21 protein-coding genes are annotated in these 20,662 nt (G+C 63.0%); 7 read left to right on the top strand and 14 right to left on the bottom strand.

The annotated features are described in order from the left end of the window. Positions 1-6: 6 nt before the first annotated feature. From atpD to H7F36_RS07030, 8 genes are all read right to left on the bottom strand, one after another. On the bottom strand, positions 7-1,419 hold the full coding sequence (atpD, locus tag H7F36_RS07065) for a F0F1 ATP synthase subunit beta (RefSeq protein WP_187054009.1): 1,413 nt from the start codon (positions 1,417-1,419) through the stop codon (positions 7-9). 53 nt (positions 1,420-1,472) lie between these two features. Continuing rightward, the gene (gene atpG, locus H7F36_RS07060) at positions 1,473-2,348 is read right to left on the bottom strand and encodes a F0F1 ATP synthase subunit gamma (protein ID WP_187054008.1); all 876 of its coding nucleotides are present in this window, start codon (positions 2,346-2,348) and stop codon (positions 1,473-1,475) included. A gap of 33 nt (positions 2,349-2,381) precedes the next feature. Further along, positions 2,382-3,935 (bottom strand): F0F1 ATP synthase subunit alpha, encoded by a 1,554-nt coding sequence (gene atpA / locus H7F36_RS07055; protein ID WP_187054007.1) that lies wholly within the window; start codon positions 3,933-3,935, stop codon positions 2,382-2,384. 45 nt (positions 3,936-3,980) lie between these two features. Beyond that, entirely contained in the window at positions 3,981-4,511 is a 531-nt protein-coding gene (locus tag H7F36_RS07050; protein ID WP_187054006.1) for a F0F1 ATP synthase subunit delta, read from the bottom strand. A gap of 6 nt (positions 4,512-4,517) precedes the next feature. Beyond that, positions 4,518-4,988, bottom strand: coding sequence for a F0F1 ATP synthase subunit B (locus tag H7F36_RS07045; RefSeq protein WP_187054005.1), 471 nt, complete (start codon positions 4,986-4,988; stop codon positions 4,518-4,520). A gap of 86 nt (positions 4,989-5,074) precedes the next feature. Beyond that, on the bottom strand, positions 5,075-5,338 hold the full coding sequence (gene atpE, locus H7F36_RS07040) for a F0F1 ATP synthase subunit C (protein WP_007830191.1): 264 nt from the start codon (positions 5,336-5,338) through the stop codon (positions 5,075-5,077). Between the two features lie 69 nt (positions 5,339-5,407). Beyond that, positions 5,408-6,277 (bottom strand): F0F1 ATP synthase subunit A, encoded by an 870-nt coding sequence (gene atpB / locus H7F36_RS07035; protein ID WP_187054004.1) that lies wholly within the window; start codon positions 6,275-6,277, stop codon positions 5,408-5,410. A 16-nt stretch (positions 6,278-6,293) separates the two neighbouring features. Then, a complete protein-coding gene (locus H7F36_RS07030) occupies positions 6,294-6,779 on the bottom strand; it encodes an ATP synthase subunit I (RefSeq protein WP_187054003.1) in 486 nt (161 codons plus the stop codon). A gap of 176 nt (positions 6,780-6,955) precedes the next feature. On the opposite strand from H7F36_RS07030, the gene H7F36_RS07025 reads away from it, so the two are divergent. The 7 genes from H7F36_RS07025 (at position 6,956) to H7F36_RS06995 (ending at position 13,373) form a co-directional block, all read left to right on the top strand. Continuing rightward, on the top strand, positions 6,956-7,828 hold the full coding sequence (locus tag H7F36_RS07025) for a D-amino acid aminotransferase (protein ID WP_187054002.1): 873 nt from the start codon (positions 6,956-6,958) through the stop codon (positions 7,826-7,828). A 24-nt stretch (positions 7,829-7,852) separates the two neighbouring features. Continuing rightward, positions 7,853-8,134 (top strand): YbeD family protein, encoded by a 282-nt coding sequence (locus tag H7F36_RS07020; RefSeq protein WP_187054001.1) that lies wholly within the window; start codon positions 7,853-7,855, stop codon positions 8,132-8,134. Positions 8,135-8,267: 133 nt separating this feature from the next. Beyond that, positions 8,268-8,987, top strand: a complete 720-nt coding sequence (gene lipB / locus H7F36_RS07015) for a lipoyl(octanoyl) transferase LipB (protein ID WP_187054839.1) — start codon at positions 8,268-8,270, stop codon at positions 8,985-8,987. A 20-nt stretch (positions 8,988-9,007) separates the two neighbouring features. Beyond that, positions 9,008-9,988 carry a lipoyl synthase gene (gene lipA, locus H7F36_RS07010; RefSeq protein ID WP_187054000.1) on the top strand — a complete coding sequence of 327 codons (981 nt, stop codon included), beginning with the start codon at positions 9,008-9,010 and terminating at the stop codon, positions 9,986-9,988. A 426-nt stretch (positions 9,989-10,414) separates the two neighbouring features. Beyond that, complete coding sequence (locus tag H7F36_RS07005) at positions 10,415-11,950, top strand: class I adenylate-forming enzyme family protein (protein WP_187053999.1); 1,536 nt, start codon at positions 10,415-10,417, stop codon at positions 11,948-11,950. Between the two features lie 75 nt (positions 11,951-12,025). After that, the gene (locus H7F36_RS07000) at positions 12,026-12,898 is read left to right on the top strand and encodes a DMT family transporter (RefSeq protein WP_187053998.1); all 873 of its coding nucleotides are present in this window, start codon (positions 12,026-12,028) and stop codon (positions 12,896-12,898) included. A 91-nt stretch (positions 12,899-12,989) separates the two neighbouring features. Continuing rightward, entirely contained in the window at positions 12,990-13,373 is a 384-nt protein-coding gene (locus H7F36_RS06995; protein WP_187053997.1) for a tautomerase family protein, read from the top strand. A 32-nt stretch (positions 13,374-13,405) separates the two neighbouring features. Here H7F36_RS06995 and H7F36_RS06990 read toward each other — a convergent pair whose 3' ends face one another. From H7F36_RS06990 to H7F36_RS06965, 6 genes are all read right to left on the bottom strand, one after another. After that, entirely contained in the window at positions 13,406-15,778 is a 2,373-nt protein-coding gene (locus H7F36_RS06990; protein WP_187053996.1) for a cytochrome P450/oxidoreductase, read from the bottom strand. Continuing rightward, a complete protein-coding gene (locus H7F36_RS06985; RefSeq protein ID WP_187053995.1) occupies positions 15,778-16,752 on the bottom strand; it encodes a Bug family tripartite tricarboxylate transporter substrate binding protein in 975 nt (324 codons plus the stop codon). Before H7F36_RS06985 ends, H7F36_RS06990 begins: the two co-directional genes overlap by 1 nt. A gap of 115 nt (positions 16,753-16,867) precedes the next feature. Next, a complete protein-coding gene (locus tag H7F36_RS06980; protein WP_187053994.1) occupies positions 16,868-17,908 on the bottom strand; it encodes an NADP-dependent oxidoreductase in 1,041 nt (346 codons plus the stop codon). A 134-nt stretch (positions 17,909-18,042) separates the two neighbouring features. Beyond that, positions 18,043-19,341 carry an ATP-binding protein gene (locus H7F36_RS06975; protein ID WP_187053993.1) on the bottom strand — a complete coding sequence of 433 codons (1,299 nt, stop codon included), beginning with the start codon at positions 19,339-19,341 and terminating at the stop codon, positions 18,043-18,045. Next, positions 19,338-20,021, bottom strand: coding sequence for a response regulator transcription factor (locus tag H7F36_RS06970; protein WP_187053992.1), 684 nt, complete (start codon positions 20,019-20,021; stop codon positions 19,338-19,340). The genes H7F36_RS06975 and H7F36_RS06970 overlap by 4 nt, the downstream gene beginning before the upstream one ends. 52 nt (positions 20,022-20,073) lie before the next feature. Then, positions 20,074-20,529, bottom strand: coding sequence for a Spy/CpxP family protein refolding chaperone (locus H7F36_RS06965; RefSeq protein WP_187053991.1), 456 nt, complete (start codon positions 20,527-20,529; stop codon positions 20,074-20,076). Between the last annotated feature and the right edge of the window lie 133 nt (positions 20,530-20,662).

Below are 20,662 nucleotides of genomic sequence, written 5' to 3'. Positions count from 1 at the left end.
TCCTTGTTAAGCGACCTTCTTGGCCTTTTCGAACGCCTCGTCGATACCGCCCACCATGTAGAACGCTTGTTCCGGCAGGTGGTCGGCTTCGCCGTTGACGATCATCTTGAAACCACGGATGGTCTCGGCCAGTGGCACGTATTTGCCCGGTGTTCCGGTGAACACTTCTGCCACGTGGAACGGTTGCGAGAAAAAGCGCTGGATCTTGCGGGCGCGGGCCACGGCGAGCTTGTCGTCTGGTGCGAGTTCGTCCATGCCCAGAATCGCGATGATGTCGCGCAGTTCCTTGTAGCGCTGCAACATGCCCTGCACGGCGCGCGCCGTGTTGTAGTGCTCTTCGCCGACCACGTTGGGGTCGAGCTGGCGTGATGTCGAATCGAGCGGGTCCACAGCAGGGTAGATGCCGAGCGAAGCGATGTCACGCGACAGCGCGACGGTCGAATCCAGGTGGGCGAAGGTGGTGGCAGGCGACGGATCGGTGTAATCGTCGGCTGGCACGTAGACGGCCTGGATCGAGGTGATCGAGCCGACCTTGGTCGACGTGATCCGCTCTTGCAGGCGGCCCATTTCTTCAGCCAGCGTGGGCTGGTAGCCCACGGCGGAAGGCATACGGCCCAGCAGTGCCGACACTTCGGTACCGGCCAGCGTGTAGCGGTAGATGTTGTCGACGAAGAAGAGCACGTCGCGGCCTTCGTCGCGGAACGATTCTGCGATGGTCAGACCGGTCAGCGCCACGCGCAGGCGATTGCCCGGGGGCTCGTTCATCTGGCCGTAGACCATGGCCACTTTCGACTCCTCGAGGTTCTCGAGGTTCACGACGCCGGAGTCGGCCATCTCATGATAGAAGTCGTTGCCCTCACGGGTCCGCTCTCCCACACCTGCGAACACAGACACGCCCGAGTGGGCCTTGGCGATGTTGTTGATGAGTTCCATCATGTTCACGGTCTTGCCCACACCGGCGCCACCGAACAGGCCCACCTTGCCGCCCTTGGCGAAAGGGCAGATCAGGTCGATCACCTTGATGCCGGTTTCCAGCAGGTCCTGCGACGGCGAAAGCTCGTCGTAGGCAGGGGCCTTGCGGTGGATCGATGCGGTAAGTTCCTGGCTGACCGGGCCGCGTTCGTCGATGGGCGCGCCGAGCACGTCCATGATGCGACCGAGCGTGGCCTTGCCGACCGGCACCGTGATGGGCGCGTTCGTGTTGGTCACGATCAGGCCGCGGCGCAGGCCGTCGGACGAACCGAGCGCAATGGTGCGCACGATGCCGTCGCCGAGCTGCTGCTGGACTTCGAGCGTCAGCGCGCTGCCGGCGAACTTGAGCGCGTCGTAAATCTTCGGCATCTGGTCACGCGGGAATTCCACGTCGACCACGGCGCCGATGCATTGAACGATCTTGCCTTCTGCGATTGCTTGAGCCATGTGTGCTCCGATAAAAGTTGTTTGTTTGAGAACGTCGACTGAAGCGCTGAGACTTAAACGCCGGCGGCGGCTGCCGCACCTGCGACGATCTCGGACAGTTCTTTGGTAATGCCGGCCTGACGCGTCTTGTTGTAGATCAGCTTCAGCTCGCCGATCACATTGCCCGCGTTGTCGGTTGCTGCCTTCATCGCGACCATGCGCGCCGAATGCTCCGACGCCATGTTCTCGGCAACCGCCTGATAGACCAGCGATTCGACATAGCGCACCAGCAACTCGTCGATGACGCTTTGCGCATCGGGCTCGTAGATGTAGTCCCACGAATGTGCGCCCGGCTCGGTTTGAAGCGAATCGACGGCCAACGGCAGCAACTGTTCCACCAGCGGTTCTTGCTTGATGGTGTTGATGAACTTCGTGTAGCAGAGGTACACCGCCGAGATCTTGCCTTCGGCGTAAGCGTCGAGCAGCGTCTTGACCGGGCCGATCAGCTTGTCGAGGTGCGGCACGTCACCCAGATGGGTCACGTGCGCCACGACGCGCGCGCCGATGCGATTCAAGAAGCCGAGCCCCTTGCTGCCGATCGCGACCGATTCGATGGCGATGCCGGCGTTTTGCGCCTCGCGCAGCTTCACGGTCACTGCACGCAGCAGGTTGGTGTTCAACCCGCCACACAGGCCCTTGTCGCTCGTCACGATGATGAAACCGACCGCCTTGGCCTCGTTCGTCTTCATGAACGCGTGCGTGTATTCCGGGTTCGCCTTGCCGAGATTGGCCGCGATGTTGCGGATTTTTTCGCTGTAGGGGCGAGCGGCACGCATGCGTTCCTGCGCCTTGCGCATCTTGGAAACCGAGACCATTTCCATGGCCTTGGTGATCTTCTTGGTGTTCTCCACCGATTTGATCTTGCCGCGGATTTCCTTACCTGCTGCCATGTCAGTTCCTTGTCGTCAGGTCGATCGGGGCGATCAGGCGAACGACTTCTTGAAAGCGGTGACGGCGGCCGTCAATTCGGCTTCCGCATCCTTGTCGAGCGCCTTGGCTTTTTCGATCTTGTCGAGGAGCGGTGCGTAACTCGACTTCAGGAATTGATGCAGACCGTGTTCGAACGGCAGCACCTTCTTGATCTCGAGATCGTCCATGAAGCCCTTGTTCACCGCGAACAGCGTCGCACCCATCAACGAGACAGGCAGCGGGCTGTATTGCGCCTGCTTGAGCAGTTCGGTCACGCGGGCCCCACGGTCGAGTTGCTTGCGGGTGGCTTCGTCGAGGTCGGACGCGAACTGCGCGAACGCGGCCAGTTCACGGTACTGCGCCAAGTCGGTACGAATGCCGCCTGACAGACTTTTGATGATCTTTGTCTGCGCAGCCGAACCGACGCGCGACACCGAGATGCCCGCATTGATGGCAGGACGTATACCGGCGTTGAAAAGATTGGTCTCCAGAAAAATCTGGCCATCGGTAATCGAGATCACGTTGGTCGGCACGAACGCGGACACGTCGCCGGCTTGTGTCTCGATGATTGGCAGCGCCGTCAGTGAACCGGTCTTACCCTTGACTGCACCCTTGGTGAAGTCTTCGACGTATTTTTCGTTCACGCGGGCGGCGCGCTCGAGCAGGCGGCTGTGGAGATAGAACACGTCGCCTGGGTAGGCTTCGCGACCTGGTGGCCGACGCAGCAGCAGCGACACCTGGCGGTAGGCCACGGCCTGCTTGGAAAGGTCGTCGTACACGATCAGCGCGTCTTCTCCACGGTCGCGGAAATACTCGCCCATGGTGCAGCCCGAGTAGGCCGACACGTACTGCATGGCGGCCGATTCCGATGCGGAAGCAGCGACCACGATGGTGTAGTCCATAGCACCCGCTTGCTCAAGCGCACGCACCACGTTCTTGATCGAGGAAGCCTTCTGGCCAATCGCGACGTAAACGCAAGTGACGTTCTGACCCTTCTGGTTGATGATCGCGTCGATCGCGACGGCGGTCTTGCCGGTCTGGCGGTCACCGATGATCAGCTCGCGCTGACCGCGGCCGATCGGCACCATCGAATCGATCGACTTGAGACCGGTTTGCAACGGCTGGTCGACAGACTTGCGGGCGATCACGCCCGGAGCGACCTTTTCGATCACGTCGGTCATCTTGGCGTTGATCGGGCCCTTGCCGTCGATCGGCTGACCCAGTGCATTCACCACGCGGCCAATCAGTTCCGGGCCCACGGGCACCTCGAGAATGCGGCCCGTGCACTTCACGGTATCGCCTTCGGAGATGTGCTCGTACTCGCCGAGAATCACGGAACCGACGGAGTCGCGCTCGAGATTCAGTGCCAGCCCGTAAGTCGGAGTGCCGTCGGCTGTCGGCGGAAACTCGAGCATTTCGCCCTGCATCGCATCGGACAGACCATGCACGCGCACGATGCCGTCGGTAACGGACACCACAGTGCCTTCATTGCGGATGTTCGCGCTGACGCCGAGGCCTTCGATACGGCTCTTGATCAGCTCGGAAATTTCTGCGGAATTGAGTTGCATGACTCTTTCCTTCTTTCTTTGTAAAGGGCTGGAGGCTGGGGGCCGTCAGGCCGCCAGCGCAACTTTCATTTGTTCGAGGCGCGCTTTGACAGAGGTGTCGAGCACCTCGTCGCCGACCACCACACGAATGCCGCCGATGAGCGCCGGCTCTTGCTGAACCGTCACCTGCAGCTTGCGGCCGAAGCGCTTTTCGAGCGCGGCCGACACGCCGACCAGGGCTGCGTCGTCGATTGGGAAAGCGCTGTACACGATGGCGTCCGAAGAACCGCTTCGGGCATTCGCGAGTGCCCGGAACTGCTTCGCAATTTCCGGCAGCACCGCGAAGCGGCCGTTGTCGAGCAACGCGCCCAGAAAGTTCTGCGCAGGTGCCGTCAGCGGCGCACCGTTGGCACTCGTTACGATGCCGAGCATTTGCTCGGTGGTCGTACGCGGGCCGCTGGCGAACTGCAGCAAGGCAGGGTCGGTCGAGATCACGGCCAGCTTGTCGAGCCAGGCGCTGGTGGCACCGAGGTTCGACGAAGACGCTTTAAACAGCGCCTCGGCGTAAGGACGTGCGATGGTGGCGAGTTCAGCCATGGTGCCTCAAAGCTCGGTCTGCAGGCGGGCCAGCAAATCGGCGTGCACGGCCGGATTCACTTCCTTGCGCAGGATCTGCTCTGCGCCCTTGACGGCAAGTGCTGCAACTTGCTCGCGCAATGCTTCGCGTGCCTTCAGCGCTTGCTGATCGGCTTCGACGCGCGCGGCGGCAACGATCTTGCTGCCCTCTTCGGTCGCACGCGACTTGGCTTCTTCGATGATGGCCTGTGCGCGACGCTCGGCGTCGGCCACGCGTTGCGCGGACTCGTTACGCGCCTGGCCGAGTTCGACTTCCACGCGCTTGTTGGCGGCGGACAGTTCGGACTTGGCCTTGTCGGCAGCAGCAAGGCCTTCGGCGATTTTCGCGGCGCGCTCGTCGAGCGCCTTCGTGATCGGCGGCCACACGAATTTCATCGTGAACCCAACCAGGATCAGGAACACGATCATCTGAACGATCAGGGTACCGGTAATGCTCACTTTTTACCCTCTCTATGGGATTGAAACCGAGGCCATCTCACCAGTGGAAAACAGGGAAACGACATCGAAGGTCCGACGAGAAGGACTTACTTGGGCAGGTTGGCGATTTGCGCCAGGAAAGGGTTGGCCGTAGCGAACCACAACGCAATACCGGTACCAATAATGAAAGCGGCGTCGATCAGACCAGCCAGCAGGAACATCTTGGTTTGCAGTTCGCCCATGAGTTCGGGTTGGCGTGCAGCCGATTCGAGGTACTTGCTGCCCATGATGCCGATGCCGATGCATGCGCCGACAGCGCCCAGACCGATGATGAGGCCGGCGGCCAGTGCAACAAAGCTAATAACTTCCATGATGACTCCTAGAGGACTTTGGTTGACGAGAAACAGAAAACAGAAAACGAAACTGGGTCGATCCGAAGATCAATGTTGATCGTGGGCCTGGCCCACGTAGACCAACGCCAGCATCATGAACACGAAGGCTTGCAGCGTGATGATCAGGATGTGGAAGATGGCCCACGCCGTACCAGCCACTATGTGGCCCAGCGCGAGCAGGATACCGGTCGCCGACAGCGACCAGGCGCCGCCCATCAGGGCGATCAGCAAAAAGATCAGCTCACCGGCGTACATGTTGCCGAACAGCCGCATGCCATGCGAAACCGTCTTGGCGACGAATTCGATGATCTGCATCGCGAAGTTGAACGGGTACAACGCCCAATGATTGCCGAAGGGCGCAGTGAAAAGCTCGTGAACCCAGCCGCCAAGGCCCTTGATCTTGATGTTGTAGTACAGGCAGATGAGCAGCACTGCAACCGACATACCCATGCTGATCGACAGATCGGCGGTCGGCACTACGCGAAGGTAGGCGTGATGCGGATCGCCACCGGCCGCGCCATAGATCTTTTCCCAGATGAACGGAAACAGATCCACCGGGAACAGGTCCATCGCGTTGAGCATGAAAATCCACACGAAGATCGTCAGCGCGAGCGGCGCGACGAACTTGCGGCTCTGGGCGTTGTGCACGATGCCCTTGGCCTGCTGATCGACCATTTCGACGAGCAGTTCGACAAAGGCCTGGAACCGTCCGGGCACGCCCGACGTCGCCTTGCGCGCAGCCAGCCACAAGAAAAAGCAACCGAGCGCGCCGAGCGCGATCGAGAAAAACAATGAATCGAAATTGAAGACCGAAAAATCGGCTACGCCACCCGGCCTGGAGCTTTGCAGATGCGTCAAGTGGTGAACGATGTATTCACCAGCTGTTGGACCGTGTTCCGCAGCGTTTTCAGCAGCCATTCCGTTACTTGTCTCGTTATTGCCGGCGCCGGGGCGTTAACGCCACCGCCAACCAGGCCGCCTTCATTGTGACCACCAAACCGACCAGCATTGCAGGCCAGCTCAGCGCCGTAATCAGCCTTGGCGCCGCGATCAGCATCGCGAGCGACAAGGCCATCTTGACCATTTCCCACAAAAAGAATCCAAACACCGCGGTGCCCGGATTCAGGGAAGAAAACTTGCCGGTCAGCCCCCGCGCGAACACCGCAGCGGGAATGACCACTGCCAGCGCGCCGTACCCGGCCGACCAACCTAGATTTTGCCTCCCGGTCAGGCCCCAGGCGGCTGAAGCCACCAGCACCCCGACCACCAACTGGCCCGCGATCACCCGCCAAAGGGAAACCGACGGGCTCTTAGCCCTCAACGCCTGCGCCTCTTCGGCCGTGAGCGGCTTGAAGTCAGCTTCCTGGTCGTTTACTTGCGTATCCAAAGTATCCACGTCGTCCCGGGCAATTTTTTTCATTGAAGTGAAGCCCGGGGACAGCGCAGAGCGATCAGGAATTTCTACAAAGCCATTGATTATAAGTAAATCCAATGCCTTTCCAGGCATGACCGCACACCAATGCGCAAAACGTGCAGCGAGAGCGGAACCTTTGCCTCGACCAAGAGCACACCAAGGCCGGCCGACCATAATTCCTCATGCACCCAATCGCCAACGCCTTGCCCGACACGCTCTGCTACCTCGATGGGGAGTACACCCCGCTGCGTGACGCCAAAGTGAGCGTGCTCGACCGGGGTTTTATCTTCGGGGACGGTGTTTACGAAGTCGTCCCGGTCTATGAAGGGCGACCTTTTTGCTTCGACGAACACATGGCGCGGCTCGGTCGGTCTCTGGCCGAGTTGCAGATCGATAACCCGCTCACGCTAGACCAGTGGCGCGATATCACGGTGCGGCTCGCCGCACCGGGCGGCGCCTCGCCACAAACCGTCTACTACCAGGTGACGCGTGGGGTGGCGCTGCGAGACCACGCGATGCCGAAAGGCCTAGTGCCCACCGTGTTCGCGATGGTCAACCCTATGAAGCCGGTGCCCGATGCGGTGCGCGCTGCGGGTGTTAGTTGCGTCACCGCCGCCGACTTTCGCTGGCAAAAAGCGCACATCAAGGCCACGAGCCTGCTGGGCGCGGTGCTGGCGCGGCAGATCAGCGTCGACGCCGGCGCCACCGAGACCGTGATGTTCCGCGGCGAGTTCCTGAGCGAAGCGTCGTCCAGCAACGTATGGGTCGTCAAAGACGGCCGCATGAGTGGATCACCCAAAGACGAACTCGTGCTGGCCGGCATTCGTTACGGATTGCTCGAACGACTGTGCGGTAACAGCGGCACCCCCTTCGATTTGCGGCGCATCAAGCGGGACGAAGTGTTCGGCGCCGACGAATTGCTGCTGTCGTCCGCGACCAAGGAAGTGTTGCCAGTAGTGACGCTCGATGGCCAACCCATTGGCAACGGCCGACCCGGCCCCATCTATCGAAAGCTGTACGCGGCTTACCAGGACGTGAAGCAGCGCAATCGCTAACCGAAACACCCTACGGAGCCCGTCATGAGCACGCCTGATCCCATCAAGCAGGAATCGCTGATCGAATACCCGTCCCAGTTCCCGATCAAGGTGATGGGCGTCAAGGCCGACGGTTTCGTGCATGCCATCACGCAGATCGCCGAACGGTTCGATCCGAGCTTCGACGCGACCACGGTCGAACTGCGCGATAGCAAGGCCGGCAACTACCTGGGCGTGACGATCACCGTCACCGCTACCAGTCGTGAACAGCTCGATGAGCTGTATCGGGCGCTGTCGTCGCACCCTTCAGTCAAGGTCGTTCTTTGAGGCTTTCGCGTTCGCTGGAGCACCGAAGACAACTTCGCTGTGCGACGCCCGCGACGCCCACGCTGCACGCAGGGGCGGAGGCGAAATGACCGCTCCGGCGACTTCGCCACACATCGACGCACCGCAAGAGCCGATGCCGATCGAAGTGCAGTTGCTTGGCCCTGCCGACTACGCAGCGACCTTCGCCGAGATGAAAAATTTCACGCAGGAACGCACCGCAGAAACTCCCGACATGCTGTGGCTGTGCGAACACGACGCGGTTTTCACGCAGGGTCTCGCGGGCAAGCGGGACCATATCCTCGACGCCGGCGACATCCCGATCGTGCAATCCGACCGCGGCGGTCAGGTGACCTATCACGGACCGGGCCAGGTCGTCGCCTACCCATTGCTCGATCTGCGCCGCGCTGGCTACTACGTCAAAGAGTACGTCTATCGCATTGAAGAATCGGTGCTCCGCACGTTGGCGCATTTCGGCGTGACAGGGCATCGCATCGTTGGCGCGCCGGGTATTTACGTTCGGCTGGACGATCCGTTTTCGCATGCGCGGCTGGCCTCATCGGCAATGCCTGCATCGATGGGAATGTTAGCCAGCACATCCGCGGGTGCACTGCCGATCGATACCTTCGCCGGCCTCGGCAAGATCGCCGCGCTCGGCATCAAAGTCAGCCGCCATTGCACGTACCACGGTGTTGCGCTCAACGTCGCGATGGACCTCGAACCCTTCTCGCGCATCAACCCTTGCGGCTATGCGGGGCTGAAAACAGTCGACCTTTCTACAATTGGTGTCCAAACCACTTGGGACGACGCTGCCCGGGTGTTGAGCCAGAAGCTCATCACCGCCCTTGCACCCTGATCCCGCCCTAGCAGTCCGATATGAGCACCACCGAAGTCGTCCGCGACATCCAGAGCCAGGAAACCTACAACCCTCTTGCCAAGCAGAAGGCCGCGGCCAAGCTGTCGCGCATTCCGGTCAAGGTAATCCAGGGGGAGGTGCTGAAGAAGCCGGAGTGGATTCGGGTGCGCGCCGGTTCGCCGACAACGCGCTTCTACGAGATCAAGCAGATCCTGCGGGAAAGCAATCTGCACACGGTGTGCGAAGAAGCGTCGTGCCCGAACATCGGCGAATGCTTCGGCAACGGCACCGCGACCTTCATGATCATGGGCGACAAGTGCACGCGGCGCTGCCCGTTCTGCGATGTCGGCCACGGACGACCCGACCCCCTCGACAAGGACGAGCCGCTCAATTTGGCGAAGACCATCGCCAAGCTGAAGTTGAAGTACGTGGTGATCACCAGCGTCGACAGGGACGATTTGCGCGATGGTGGCAGCCAGCACTTCGTCGACTGCATCCGCAACATCCGCGAACTCTCGCCGATGACGCAGATCGAAATCCTGGTGCCCGACTTCCGGGGCCGCGACGACCGCGCGCTGGAGATTTTGAAGCTCGCGCCGCCGGACGTGATGAACCACAACCTGGAAACCGCGCCGCGTTTGTACAAGGAAGCACGCCCCGGCAGCGACTACCAGTTCAGCTTGAACCTGCTGAAGAAGTTCAAGGCGTTGCATCCGAAAGTACCGACCAAGAGCGGCATCATGGTCGGCCTGGGCGAGACCGACGAAGAAATTTTGCAAGTGATGCGCGACATGCGCGACAACGAGATCGACATGCTGACCATTGGCCAGTACCTGTCGCCATCGACCTCACACCTGCCGGTGCGCCGCTATGTGCACCCGGACACCTTCAAGATGTTCGAAGAAGAGGCCTACAAGATGGGTTTCAGCCATGCCGCAGTGGGTGCGATGGTGCGCAGCAGCTACCACGCCGACCAGCAGGCGCACGCCGCGGGCTTTTAAGCGAGCCTGAAGCGTTAGCGTCAGCCGCAACGCCAGCCATATGGTCGATGCCAGTTACAACCATAGCGCGGATGCTGCAACCAGACGAAGTAATGCCAGGGGCTCACGTAGGGTGGTGCTTCCGAAATGGTTGGCGGCTTGACGTAAACCGGTCCCGGCGCACCAAACGCTTGCTTCCGGTCAAGAAAGACTCAATGAGAGCTGGACCGGCGGGGCTGCGGCTGTCGCGTGGGCGGGCCTGAACGCTTGTCGTCTGCGCGAACCACGTTGATCATTGGGATCGTGTTGAAAGTATTCGTCATGATCAGACAACGCCCTGCCCTCGACCCGGGTTGACGGCTGCAACCTCCCGGTAATCCCTGATACACAGCTTCAACCGAGCTTTACCTTCGTCCACCACTCAATTTCCGGCGAGAACAAACCCTGATGGACACCTTCCAGACCGCCATCGATCGCGCTTTCGGCGCGATTGCCGACCTCATCGCGCTCCACGCGCGGCAAAACCCCGAGCGAACCGCTTTGCGCGATGCCGGCACCAAGCTGAACTACGCCGAACTCGACGCGCTGATGGACCGCATTGCGGCGAGCCTGCAGCGCGACGGTCTGGGCGCCGGTGACGCTATCGCAATTTGCGCAGCGGCTTCGGTGCCGTACGCAGCCGTGTTTCTGGGCGCGTTGCGTGCCGGAGTCGCCGTGGCACCGCTGGCGCCCGGATCGACTTCCACCAGCCTGGCCCGAATGATGCAAGACGCCGAAGCGCGCCTGCTGTTCATCGATGCATCGACTGCCGACGGCACCGGCAACGCAACCACGCCGACCCGCATCACGCTTGACGGCTCGAACGCCGGCCGCACATTCGATGACTGGCTGATGCCCGTCGGCGCCCGGCCCGCCGCGGTCGCGGTGCAGCCGTCGTGGCCTTTCAACATCATCTATTCATCGGGCACCACCGGCGAGCCCAAAGGCATCGTGCAAGGTCACGGCATGCGCTGGGCGCACGTTCAGCGTGGCGCCAAATACGGCTACGGCCGCGACACCGTCACGCTGCTCTCGACACCGCTGTACTCCAACACCACGTTGGTCGTTTTTTTTCCGACGCTGGCGTTCGGCGGCTGCGTGATCCTGATGCCAAAGTTCGATGCGGTCGGCTACCTGACACTGGCCGAGCAGCATCGCGTCACGCACACGATGCTCGTGCCGGTTCAGTACCAGCGCCTGATGGCGAATTTGGCCTTCGGCGACCACGACCTGTCATCGTTTCGTGCCAAGTTCAGCACCAGCGCACCGTTCGGTGCCGCCCTCAAGGCCGACGTGCTCGCGCGCTGGCCCGGCGGGCTGATCGAGTTCTATGGCATGACCGAAGGCGGCGGCACCTGCATCCTCGAGGCGCACCTGCACCCGACCAAACTGCACACTGTCGGGCAGGCGGCCGAAGGCAGCGACATTCGCCTTATCGATGAAGACGGCCGCGAGGTCGCACCGGGCGCCGATGGCGAGGTCGTCGGCAGTTCGGCCGGCATGATGACCGGCTACCACCGTCAGCCCGAGAAGACGCGCGAGGCCGAATGGTTCGATGCAACAGGCAAACGGTTCATCCGCACCGGCGATGTCGGTCGCTTCGATGCCGACGGCTTTCTCACGCTGTTCGACCGAAAGAAGGACTTGGTGATCAGCGGCGGCTTCAACATCTACCCGAGTGATCTCGAGGCCGTGGTGCGCGCGCATCCGGCCGTCGCGGATGTTGCCGTGGTCGGTGTTCCGTCCGAACAATGGGGCGAAACGCCGGTGGCGTTCGTGGTACGCCGCGCGGGCGACGACACGCCGGAGGACACGCTCTTACAATGGACCAATGCGCAGCTCGGCAAGACGCAGCGACTGTCGGCCTTGCATTGGATCGACGAGCTGCCGCGCAGTGCGATCGGCAAGGTGCTGAAGCGCGAGTTGCGCGAGCGGGTGCGTTAAGTCTTCCGGGCATATCGATGCGCTACCGAGGCCCGCGCATCGACGCCCGCGGCACGTGCTCTAAGCTCGCGCGCCATGTCTTCGACTCTCTACGCTCTCACCGCCATCGCCATCTGGGCCACGCTCGCTTCGCTCGGTAGCGCGCTGTCGCACGTTCCGCCTTTTCTCCTGACGGGACTCGCGCTCATCATCGGAAGCATGCCGAGCTGGCCACTGGTGCTGCGCGACCGCGCGGCCTGGAAGGTGCCGAAGACGACGCTCGCGCTCGGCATCTACGGCCTCTTCGGCTTTCACTTTCTGCTGTTCATCGCACTGCGTCACGCGCCAACGATCGAGGCCAATCTGGTGAACTACCTGTGGCCGTTGTTCATGGTGGTGCTGGCACCGTTGCTGCTGCCGGGCGTGTCGTTGCGGCCGTTGCACATCGTCGCTGCACTGCTCGGCTTCGTGGGTGCCGCCGTTGCCATCCTCGGCGCACGCAGCGGCACGGCACCGTCTGCAGTGACCGAGTACTGGGGCTTCGTTCCGGCGCTCGGATCGGCCCTTATCTGGGCCAGCTATTCGCTGTGGACCAAGCGGGTCGCCGCCTTTCCGACGTCGGCCATCGGCCTGTTCGGCCTCGTGTCGGGCGCGCTCGCTCTGGTGTGTCATGCGCTGCTGGAACCATCGGCAACGCTCGTCGGCAAGGACTGGATGCTGATCGTGCTGTGCGGCCTCGGCCCACTCGGTGCGGCTTTCTTTGTCTGGGACATGGCGCTCAAGCGCGGCGACGCGCGGCAGATCGGCATCCTGAGCTACCTCACACCGCTGGCCTCGACGGCTTTGCTCCTGCTGGTGACGGGTCGCCCGCTCACATGGTCGATCGCGCTGGCGGCCGCGCTCATCATCGCCGCCGCGCTCATGGGTTCGCGCGCAAGCGGTCGCGCGGGTCGCGCACCAGCCGCATAGGCTCTGCTCGCTATCGATTCAGTGGCATTCGGCTCGCCAAGGCAGTATCTTGATCCAAGGCACAACCCCAATTGACCCCAAGGAGATCCTCATGCCCCTCGTTCGCATCGACCTCGCACGCGGCAAATCGGTCGCGCAGCGCCAGACCATCGGCGACGTCATCTACAACGCGATGATCGCGACCATCAACGTGCCGAAGGACGATCGATTCCAGATCATCACCGAGCACGCGCCGGACGACCTCATCGTCGACAAGACCTACCTGGGCATCCAGCGCACCGCCGACTGCGTGCTGATCCAGATCACGCTGAACGAAGGGCGCACGGTCGAGCAGAAGCAAACCTTCTACAAGGCCATCGTCGATGGGCTGCACGAACGACTCGGCATGCGACGCGAGGACGTCTTCATCAATCTTGTCGAGGTGCGCAAGGAGAACTGGTCGTTCGGTAATGGCGAGGCGCAGTATGTGACCTGACTCGATTCGAGGTGCTCAGCGGTGAGCAAGCGTCAAAGCTCGAGTACCAGTCGATCACCGCACGCACGCGAGCAGCAGGTCATCATCTTCACACCGGCCTCGCGCTCGGCGCGCGTGAGCACCACGTCGCGATGATCCACCTTGCCTGACAGCACGCGCACTTCGCACGAGCCGCACAGGCCTTCTTCGCAATCGCTCTGCACGTCGATGTTGGCAGCGCGCAGGGCCGACAGCACCGTCTGGTCCGCGGCCACATGCACGACGATGCCGGAGTCTTTCAACTCGACATCGAAGGCACGCTCGCGTGACGGGTCGAGCGTGCGCAAGGTCGATTCGAAATGCTCGATGTGCAGCGTGTCTTCGGGCCACGCGGCGCAATGCGCTTCGAGCGCTTGCAGCATCCGCAGCGGACCGCATGCGTAGACCTGCGTGCCCATTTCGGGTGTGGCGAGCAGCGCCGCCAGATCGTTGCGCCGGCCTTCGTCCTGCGCGTAGACCTTCAACCGGTCTCCATGCAACGTGCGCAACGCATCCAGAAATGCCATCGTGGCGCGGCGCCGACCGCTGTAGTGCAGCTCGTAGTCGATGCCGAGTTCCTTGGCGCGTCGCGCCATCGCACTGACCGGGGTGATGCCGATGCCCCCCGCGATGAAGATGAGCTTGCGCGCGGACTCGTCGAGATGAAAGTGATTGCGCGGGCCGCGAATCTTGAGCTTGTCGCCGACCTGAATCGACGTATGGACCCAGCTCGATCCACCGCGGCTCTCGGGGTCACGCAGCACCGCGATCTCCAACGCGCTCGTATCTGCAGGATCGCCGCACAGCGAGTACTGGCGCGACACATCGGGATGTCCGCATTCGATGTCGATGTGCGAACCCGGCGCCCAACGCGGCATGGGTCGTCCATCGGGTGCGACCACGCGCAGCTTGACGATGCCTTCGGCCACCGGCGTGACGCTCTCGACCACCACCGGCCGAGTGATCGCTCCCTTCGACGGTTCACCTAGTCGCAACGGCTCGACGCCTTTCGGACGACGCAACGCGGGATGTGCGCGCTCGGGGTTGTGCAACGGGTCCCACTCGACCCACAAATGCTCGGGCCCGCGAAACGACGTGTTGGGCACATAGCTGAACTGTTGCGGCGCGAGACGCATGTGCGGCAGGCGCCGACTGAACTCCTCCAGAAAAATCTGCATCTCCATGCGCGCCAGGTTCTTGCCCATGCACTGGTGCGAGCCATAGCCGAAGGTGAGATGGTCGCTCGCGTTGTCGCGCCGGATGTCGAACAGATCGCCATCGGCGAAGTGCGCCTCGTCGTGGTTGGCCGACGAGGTCACGATGAGCAGCTTGGAGCCCGTCGGCAGATCGACGCCGTCAATGCGCGAATCTTTCGTGACCATGCGGCGCCAGGCCGCGACCGATCCGTTGTGACGCAGGCACTCTTCGACCGCATTAGGAATCAGGCTCGCGTCTTCACACACTTCGCGCCACGCATCCGGATGCTGCAGCAGCAGCTTCATCGCATTGGCAGACGCATTGGCCGTGGTTTCGTGCGCGGCCACGATGCCGGCCATCATCATCGAGTGCAGGTACGAATCGGTGACGACATCGGGCAGCTCGCGTTGCTTGCGCAAACCGTATTGCATCCATCCACCACTTTCCGCGGCACCGGGGCCATCGAGATCCTGGCGCATCTTGTCGAGCACTTTGCCAGCGAACTGCCAGAAGTTGCCGACCGCGTGGGCCACCGCCACCTGCTCTTCGGGCTTGGGCCGGCCCCAAGTGTTGACGGTGTGCGCGATCGAGTACTTGCGCAGCGTGTCCATGTCTTCTTCGGGTACGCCGAGGAAGTGAAGTGCCACGGTCAGCGGGATTTCCCACAGCATCTGGTCGACCAGGTCGGCCTTGCCGTCGTCGATGAAACGATCGACGTACTCACGCGCAAGTTGCCGCACCATCGGCTCGTGGTGCTTCAGTTCTTCAGGCGTGAACGAGTGCATCAGCGCGCGGCGCCGCGGCATGTGCGCGGGCTCGTCTTCGTTGACCAGCGTGCGGTTCAGCGCGAAGCCGTAAGACGCCAGCACCGCATTGGCTTCGTCGCCGGTCGGGGTGATCTTTTCGAGCGCGATCGACGGGCTGAAAGTGATGTTGTCCCGAAAGATCGCCTTGATGTCGTCGTAGCGCGTGACGACCCAGTAGCCGAGCTTGGGGCTCCAGAAGATCGGCTCTTGCTCACGCGCCCAGCGCACGTACTCCGGCGGGTCTTGCTGGTAGCCGTCTTCGAACGGATCGAAGTCGGCCGCGCGCTGACTCACCGGGCAACCGGTGGGCGTGCGCTCCGCAGACAACGGCCCGTGCGCCACCGGGCAGCCCGCACCGCGGACCGGGGGTTCGAGCGTGCTCATCAATCCAGCGTGATTTTCAGGTCGCGGATCAGCTTTTGCCAGCGCACGGTTTCCGTTCTGAGCAGCTCGGCGAACTGTGCCGGCGTGTTGCCGACCGGCTCCACGCCGAAGTCTTCGAGCCGCTTGTGCACTGCGGGGTCGTTGATGGCCGCGACCACCTGCTTGTTGAGCGCAGCGATCACCTCGGGCGGTGTCGCGGCGGGCACCACCATCCCGACCAGCGCAGCGGCCTCGACGTTCTTGTAGCCCAGCTCCGCGAAGGTCGGCACGTCAGGCAACTGCGGCAGGCGCGTTGCGTTGGCCACCGCCAACGCCTTGACCTTGCCGCCCTTGATGAAGCCGGCACCGGCCGCCAGGTCGACCATCATCGCCGGCACCTGTCCACCGGCCACATCGGCAAGCGCCGGCGCGGCACCGCGGTACGGCGCGTGGACCATGAAGAGGCCGGCTTCCGACTTGAGCAATTCCATCGCGAGATGGTGCGGACTGCCGGCGCCGGCCGATGCGTAGTTGAGCCCGCCGGGCTTGGCCTTGGCCTGCGCGATGAAGTCCTTGGCGTCTTTGACCGAGATGCCCGGACCGACCACCAGGATCATTGGGAAGCGACCCATCAACGTGACGGGCGCCAGGTCTTTGGTCGGGCTGTAGCTCAGCGTCTTGTAGAGCACCGGGTTGTAGACCAGCGTGCCGTTGTCGGCGGACAGCACCGTGTAGCCGTCGGGCGCCGCGCGTGCCACTTCCGAAGCGCCGATCGCTGTGTTGCCGCCCGGCTTGTTGTCGACCAGGATCGACTGACCAATCTGCGTCGACATCACCTGGCTGATGGAGCGCGCCAGAAAGTCGGAGCCGCCGCCGGCCGCGTAAGGCACGACCCAGCGGATCGGCTTGGAGGGAAAGGTTTGCGCTTGCGCCATGGCGCCCGACGCGGCGAGCAAAGGCAGTGCCAGCAGGCAGCTCGCCAAAATTTTCTTCATGCATGTCTCCGAACAGTGATCGATAAAAAGCCCGGCTTAGTGTCCTATGCCGGGCCCGATTCTTCATGGGTGTTTACCGTGACGACACGGCAAAAATTGCCTCGATCGGACAGCCTCAGTCGGTCGCGACTTCGAGCACCAGCTTGCCGAAGTTCTCGCCGGCAAAAAGCTTGTTGAGCGACTCGGGGAAAGTCTCGATGCCCTTGACCACGTCTTCCTTGCTCTTCATACGACCGTCTTTCAGGTAGCCGGCCAATTCCTTGATCGCGATCGGGTAACGGTCGGCGTAGTCGAAGACCACGATGCCTTCCATGCGCGCGCGATTCACCAGCAGGCTCAGGTAGTTGCGAGGGCCAGCAGCGGGCATGCTGTTGGCGTTGTTGTACTGGCTGATGGCGCCGCAAATGATGACGCGCGCCTTGCGTGCGAGCTTGGCCAAGACCGCGTCGAGGATCTCGCCCCCGACGTTGTCGAAGTAGATGTCCACGCCCTTGGGGCAATGCTCTTTCAGGCCCGCGCGCACCGCGCCCTCGCCAGCTTTGTAGTCGATGCAGGCGTCGAAGCCCAACTCTTCGACCACCCATTTGCACTTGGCCTCGCCGCCGGCGATACCAACCACGCGGCAACCCTTGATCTTCGCGAGCTGGCCGACGGTCTGTCCGACCGCGCCGGCAGCGCCGGAGACGACGACGGTCTCGCCCTCCTTCGGCTGACCCACGTCCATCAGGCCGAAGTAGCCGGTCATGCCCGGCATGCCGAGCACGTTGAGCCACTGGCCGATGCTGCCGGCGCGGAGATCGATCTTGACCAAGCCATTGCGCTTCAACTCGTCTTGCGCAATCACGATGTACTCCTGCACGCCGAGCGTGCCGTAGACCGTGTCGCCGACCGCGAAGGCCGGATTCTTCGAAGCGATGATCCTGCCGATACCGCCGGCCCGCATCACCTCGCCGATGGCGACCGGTGGGATGTAGCTCCTGGCGTCGTTGAGCCAGCCGCGCATGGCGGGGTCGAGCGACAGCGACAAGGTCTTGACCAGCACGCCGCCGTCGGCCGGCTCGCCGACCGGCTCGTCGGTAAAGCTCCAATGCTCGCGCGTGGCAGCGGCGTCGGGGCGTTTGGCAAGGCGAACCTGGTGGTTGACGAGAGCGGTCATGGTGTTGTCTCCTTCGTTGTGATGAGCCGGAATGCTAGTCGCGCGCCGCGGCCGCGGCGGTAGCGCAGGCGACAAAGAGGCGGCACTGAATTCGGCTTTCCGTGGCGAGCCGCGCCGCCGCTGGCGGCGATCGATCAATCGAGCCGCACGTCGACCTGCAATCCCGGCTGAGCGTTGTGCACCTGGAAGCTGCCGCCATGAGCCTCTGCCACGAGGCGGCACAAATACATGCCGAGTCCGACGCCGCCGGTGGTTCGCTGGCGCGCGCTATCCGTCCGGTAGAAAGGTTCGGTTAAGTGCGCCAGTTGCGCCTCGTCGACGCCGGGGCCGAAGTCGCGCACTTGCAGCACGACGCCCGCACCTTTCTCGGCAGCGCGCAGTGACACGCGCGGAGGCTCTGCTGCATCCACGCCGTAGTGCAAGGCGTTGTCGAGCAGGTTGCGAACCAGCAGTCGCACGCGCGTGCGGTCGAGTTGGCGTGGCACCAGATCGGTCGCCAGACAGAGGGTGACCGCAGCGGCGTGCGGCATCTCTGCCACGGTTTCGCGCACCAGCGCCGCAAGGTCGACCGGCTCGCGTTGCAGTGCGGCATGAGGATTCGCGAGCCGTTCGCTTTCGAGCAGGTCGCTGATGAGGTCACGCATCTCGTTCAGGTCGCGCAGCAGCGCATCGCGCTCGGGCAGCCCTTCGGTCGTCGCCGGCAGCAACTCGGCGTTCAGCCGCGCACGGGTCAACGGCGAGCGCAGCTCGTGGCTCAGCGCCAGCAGCAGCGCGCGCTTGGCATCGAGCATGCCGCGGATATCGTGCGCCATCGTGTTGATGCGCCGCGCCAGGTCGCCCAGCTCGTCCTTGCGACGCAGCGGAATCGGCTTGTCGAAGTCGCCGGCACCGAAGCGTTCGGCGCCGGCGCGGATGTCGTCGAGCGGGCGCAGCAGTCGCCGCACGTAGCCGTAGGCGAACACGATCGACAACAGCAGCAGGGCCAGCGTGACCCAACCGAAACGATGCGGCCCGCGTTGCCACGGCAAGGTGCCTATGCCGAAGCTGATGCGGTGACCATCGACGGTGGTGCGGCTGAGCATCTCGCCGGCGCGTGAATCGAAGCCGCGGCGCTCGGTGCGATCGGGATGCGATTCCCAGTTGACCGTCGGCCCCTGAATGCGGATCGCGAGCGGCAGGCGTGCAGCCAATGCCTCGGCCCGCGACACGTCGGGCGGCGAGCCGATCTCGGCCGCCAGCCGGTTCGCGTAGTCGGACACCAGCGGCACGCCGGCTTCGCGCCAGCCGCTGGCAAAGGTGCTCTGCATGCCGACGATGAAGACGGCCGTCATTGCAAAGGCGAGCAGCAGAAAGACGGTGAGCAGGCGCGCGCGTAACGAGTGACGCCAGCGATGCCGCCAGCGTCGTCGCTCCAGGTGCCCGGCGCGATTCATCGCCCGACCGCCAGCGCGTAGCCGGCGTTGCGCAGGGTCTTGATGCAGTCGAGCGGCTCCAGCTTCTTGCGCAGGCGACTCACCACGATGTCGACCGCGCGCGTGAAGAGCTCGGCCTCGTGGCCTCGCAGCCTGTTGAGGATGTCGTCGCGGCTGAAGACCTTGCCGGGCTCGGACGCCAGCAACGCGAGCAGATCGAATTCGGTGCCTGTCAGTTCGACGGCGCGGCCTTGTCGCAGCACTTCGCGCTTGTCGAGATCGATGGCGAGGCCTTCGAACACGAGGCGCGATACATGGGTTGTCGGCATGGGCGCTGCCGCGCGTTGACGCCGCAGGATGGTTTGCACGCGCGCGACCAGCTCACGCGGCTCGAAGGGTTTGGGCACGTAGTCGTCGGCGCCAAGCTCGAGGCCGACCACGCGGTCCATCACCTCTCCGCGCGCCGTCAGCATGACGATCGGGATATCGCTTTCCTTGCGGATTTCGCGACACAGCGCAAAGCCGTCCATCTCGGGCAGCATGACATCGAGGATGGCGGCGTCGTAGTGCGTGGCGCGCAACTTGGCGAGGCCTTCGCTCGGCCGCGTGGCGCTGTCGAGCGTGCAGTCGAAGCGCGCGAAGTAACTCGCGAGCGGCGCGCCCAGGTGCTCGTCGTCGTCGATCAGAAGGATGCGCGGCATGGTCGGATTGTGGATGAGTGCCCCGGCGCCAAGCGAAGCCGGGGCGCAGGTCTCAGCTTCTCCAGCGGCGACCGCCGCGTTGCATGAACTCACGCACCTTGGCTTGCTGGGCGGGGTTCAGGTTGTCGAAGAAATCGGCAGCGGCCACGATGATGTCCGGGCTGCCAGTGCGTACCGCCGCCGTCTTTTCGTCGACCATCTTTGATGCAGCGGACTGGTCGAGCTTGTTGCCCGCGAAGAGCGACTGGAACTGGGTACGCGTGCCACCGGCACCGCCCGCGTCGCGCATGGCGGCGCGCTGTGCGCCCAGCTTGTCGGCGAGCGTGGCGAGCTTCTGCTTTTGTACGGTATCGAGGTCGAGCTTGCCGCCAATGCGCTCGACCATCTTGGCGCGGAACTCCGCAGGGTCGCCGCCGCCCCAGCGATGCGCGGCGCAGCCGCCGAGACTTCCCGCCACGATGGCGGCACCGGCAAAGCCGAAGAGTGAACGTTTGATCCAGGGTTTCATGAGACTTCCTTGAGTGTGGAAAAGGGGAAGTCCGATGGTGCTTTTGGCGCGCCCCGAAGTCCTTTCGCGGCGGTATCGGCGTGTTTCGTTTTATGTCGACCGATGCCTCAGGCGCTGCTCAGCAAAGCTGCGG

The organism is Variovorax sp. PAMC28562 (assembly GCF_014303735.1).
In the GTDB taxonomy this organism is placed as follows: domain Bacteria; phylum Pseudomonadota; class Gammaproteobacteria; order Burkholderiales; family Burkholderiaceae_C; genus Variovorax.
The sequence above is the reverse complement of the archived record's forward strand: the minus strand, read 5'-3'. Positions and strand labels throughout refer to the sequence as shown.

What these genes read in the sequence shown, in the direction of transcription:
- H7F36_RS07020 (WP_187054001.1), top strand. Translation starts at nt 7,853, where the DNA reads ATGAGCACGCCTGATCCCATCAAGCAGGAATCGCTGATCGAATACCCG.
- atpB (WP_187054004.1), bottom strand. Translation starts at nt 6,277, where the DNA reads ATGGCTGCTGAAAACGCTGCGGAACACGGTCCAACAGCTGGTGAATAC.
- H7F36_RS07030 (WP_187054003.1), bottom strand. Translation starts at nt 6,779, where the DNA reads ATGAAAAAAATTGCCCGGGACGACGTGGATACTTTGGATACGCAAGTA.
- atpD (WP_187054009.1), bottom strand. Translation starts at nt 1,419, where the DNA reads ATGGCTCAAGCAATCGCAGAAGGCAAGATCGTTCAATGCATCGGCGCC.
- atpG (WP_187054008.1), bottom strand. Translation starts at nt 2,348, where the DNA reads ATGGCAGCAGGTAAGGAAATCCGCGGCAAGATCAAATCGGTGGAGAAC.
- H7F36_RS07025 (WP_187054002.1), top strand. Translation starts at nt 6,956, where the DNA reads ATGCACCCAATCGCCAACGCCTTGCCCGACACGCTCTGCTACCTCGAT.
- lipA (WP_187054000.1), top strand. Translation starts at nt 9,008, where the DNA reads ATGAGCACCACCGAAGTCGTCCGCGACATCCAGAGCCAGGAAACCTAC.
- H7F36_RS06980 (WP_187053994.1), bottom strand. Translation starts at nt 17,908, where the DNA reads ATGACCGCTCTCGTCAACCACCAGGTTCGCCTTGCCAAACGCCCCGAC.
- H7F36_RS07050 (WP_187054006.1), bottom strand. Translation starts at nt 4,511, where the DNA reads ATGGCTGAACTCGCCACCATCGCACGTCCTTACGCCGAGGCGCTGTTT.
- atpA (WP_187054007.1), bottom strand. Translation starts at nt 3,935, where the DNA reads ATGCAACTCAATTCCGCAGAAATTTCCGAGCTGATCAAGAGCCGTATC.
- H7F36_RS06975 (WP_187053993.1), bottom strand. Translation starts at nt 19,341, where the DNA reads ATGAATCGCGCCGGGCACCTGGAGCGACGACGCTGGCGGCATCGCTGG.
- lipB (WP_187054839.1), top strand. Translation starts at nt 8,268, where the DNA reads ATGCCGATCGAAGTGCAGTTGCTTGGCCCTGCCGACTACGCAGCGACC.
- H7F36_RS07005 (WP_187053999.1), top strand. Translation starts at nt 10,415, where the DNA reads ATGGACACCTTCCAGACCGCCATCGATCGCGCTTTCGGCGCGATTGCC.
- H7F36_RS06965 (WP_187053991.1), bottom strand. Translation starts at nt 20,529, where the DNA reads ATGAAACCCTGGATCAAACGTTCACTCTTCGGCTTTGCCGGTGCCGCC.
- H7F36_RS06990 (WP_187053996.1), bottom strand. Translation starts at nt 15,778, where the DNA reads ATGAGCACGCTCGAACCCCCGGTCCGCGGTGCGGGCTGCCCGGTGGCG.
- atpE (WP_007830191.1), bottom strand. Translation starts at nt 5,338, where the DNA reads ATGGAAGTTATTAGCTTTGTTGCACTGGCCGCCGGCCTCATCATCGGT.
- H7F36_RS07000 (WP_187053998.1), top strand. Translation starts at nt 12,026, where the DNA reads ATGTCTTCGACTCTCTACGCTCTCACCGCCATCGCCATCTGGGCCACG.
- H7F36_RS06985 (WP_187053995.1), bottom strand. Translation starts at nt 16,752, where the DNA reads ATGAAGAAAATTTTGGCGAGCTGCCTGCTGGCACTGCCTTTGCTCGCC.
- H7F36_RS06995 (WP_187053997.1), top strand. Translation starts at nt 12,990, where the DNA reads ATGCCCCTCGTTCGCATCGACCTCGCACGCGGCAAATCGGTCGCGCAG.
- H7F36_RS06970 (WP_187053992.1), bottom strand. Translation starts at nt 20,021, where the DNA reads ATGCCGCGCATCCTTCTGATCGACGACGACGAGCACCTGGGCGCGCCG.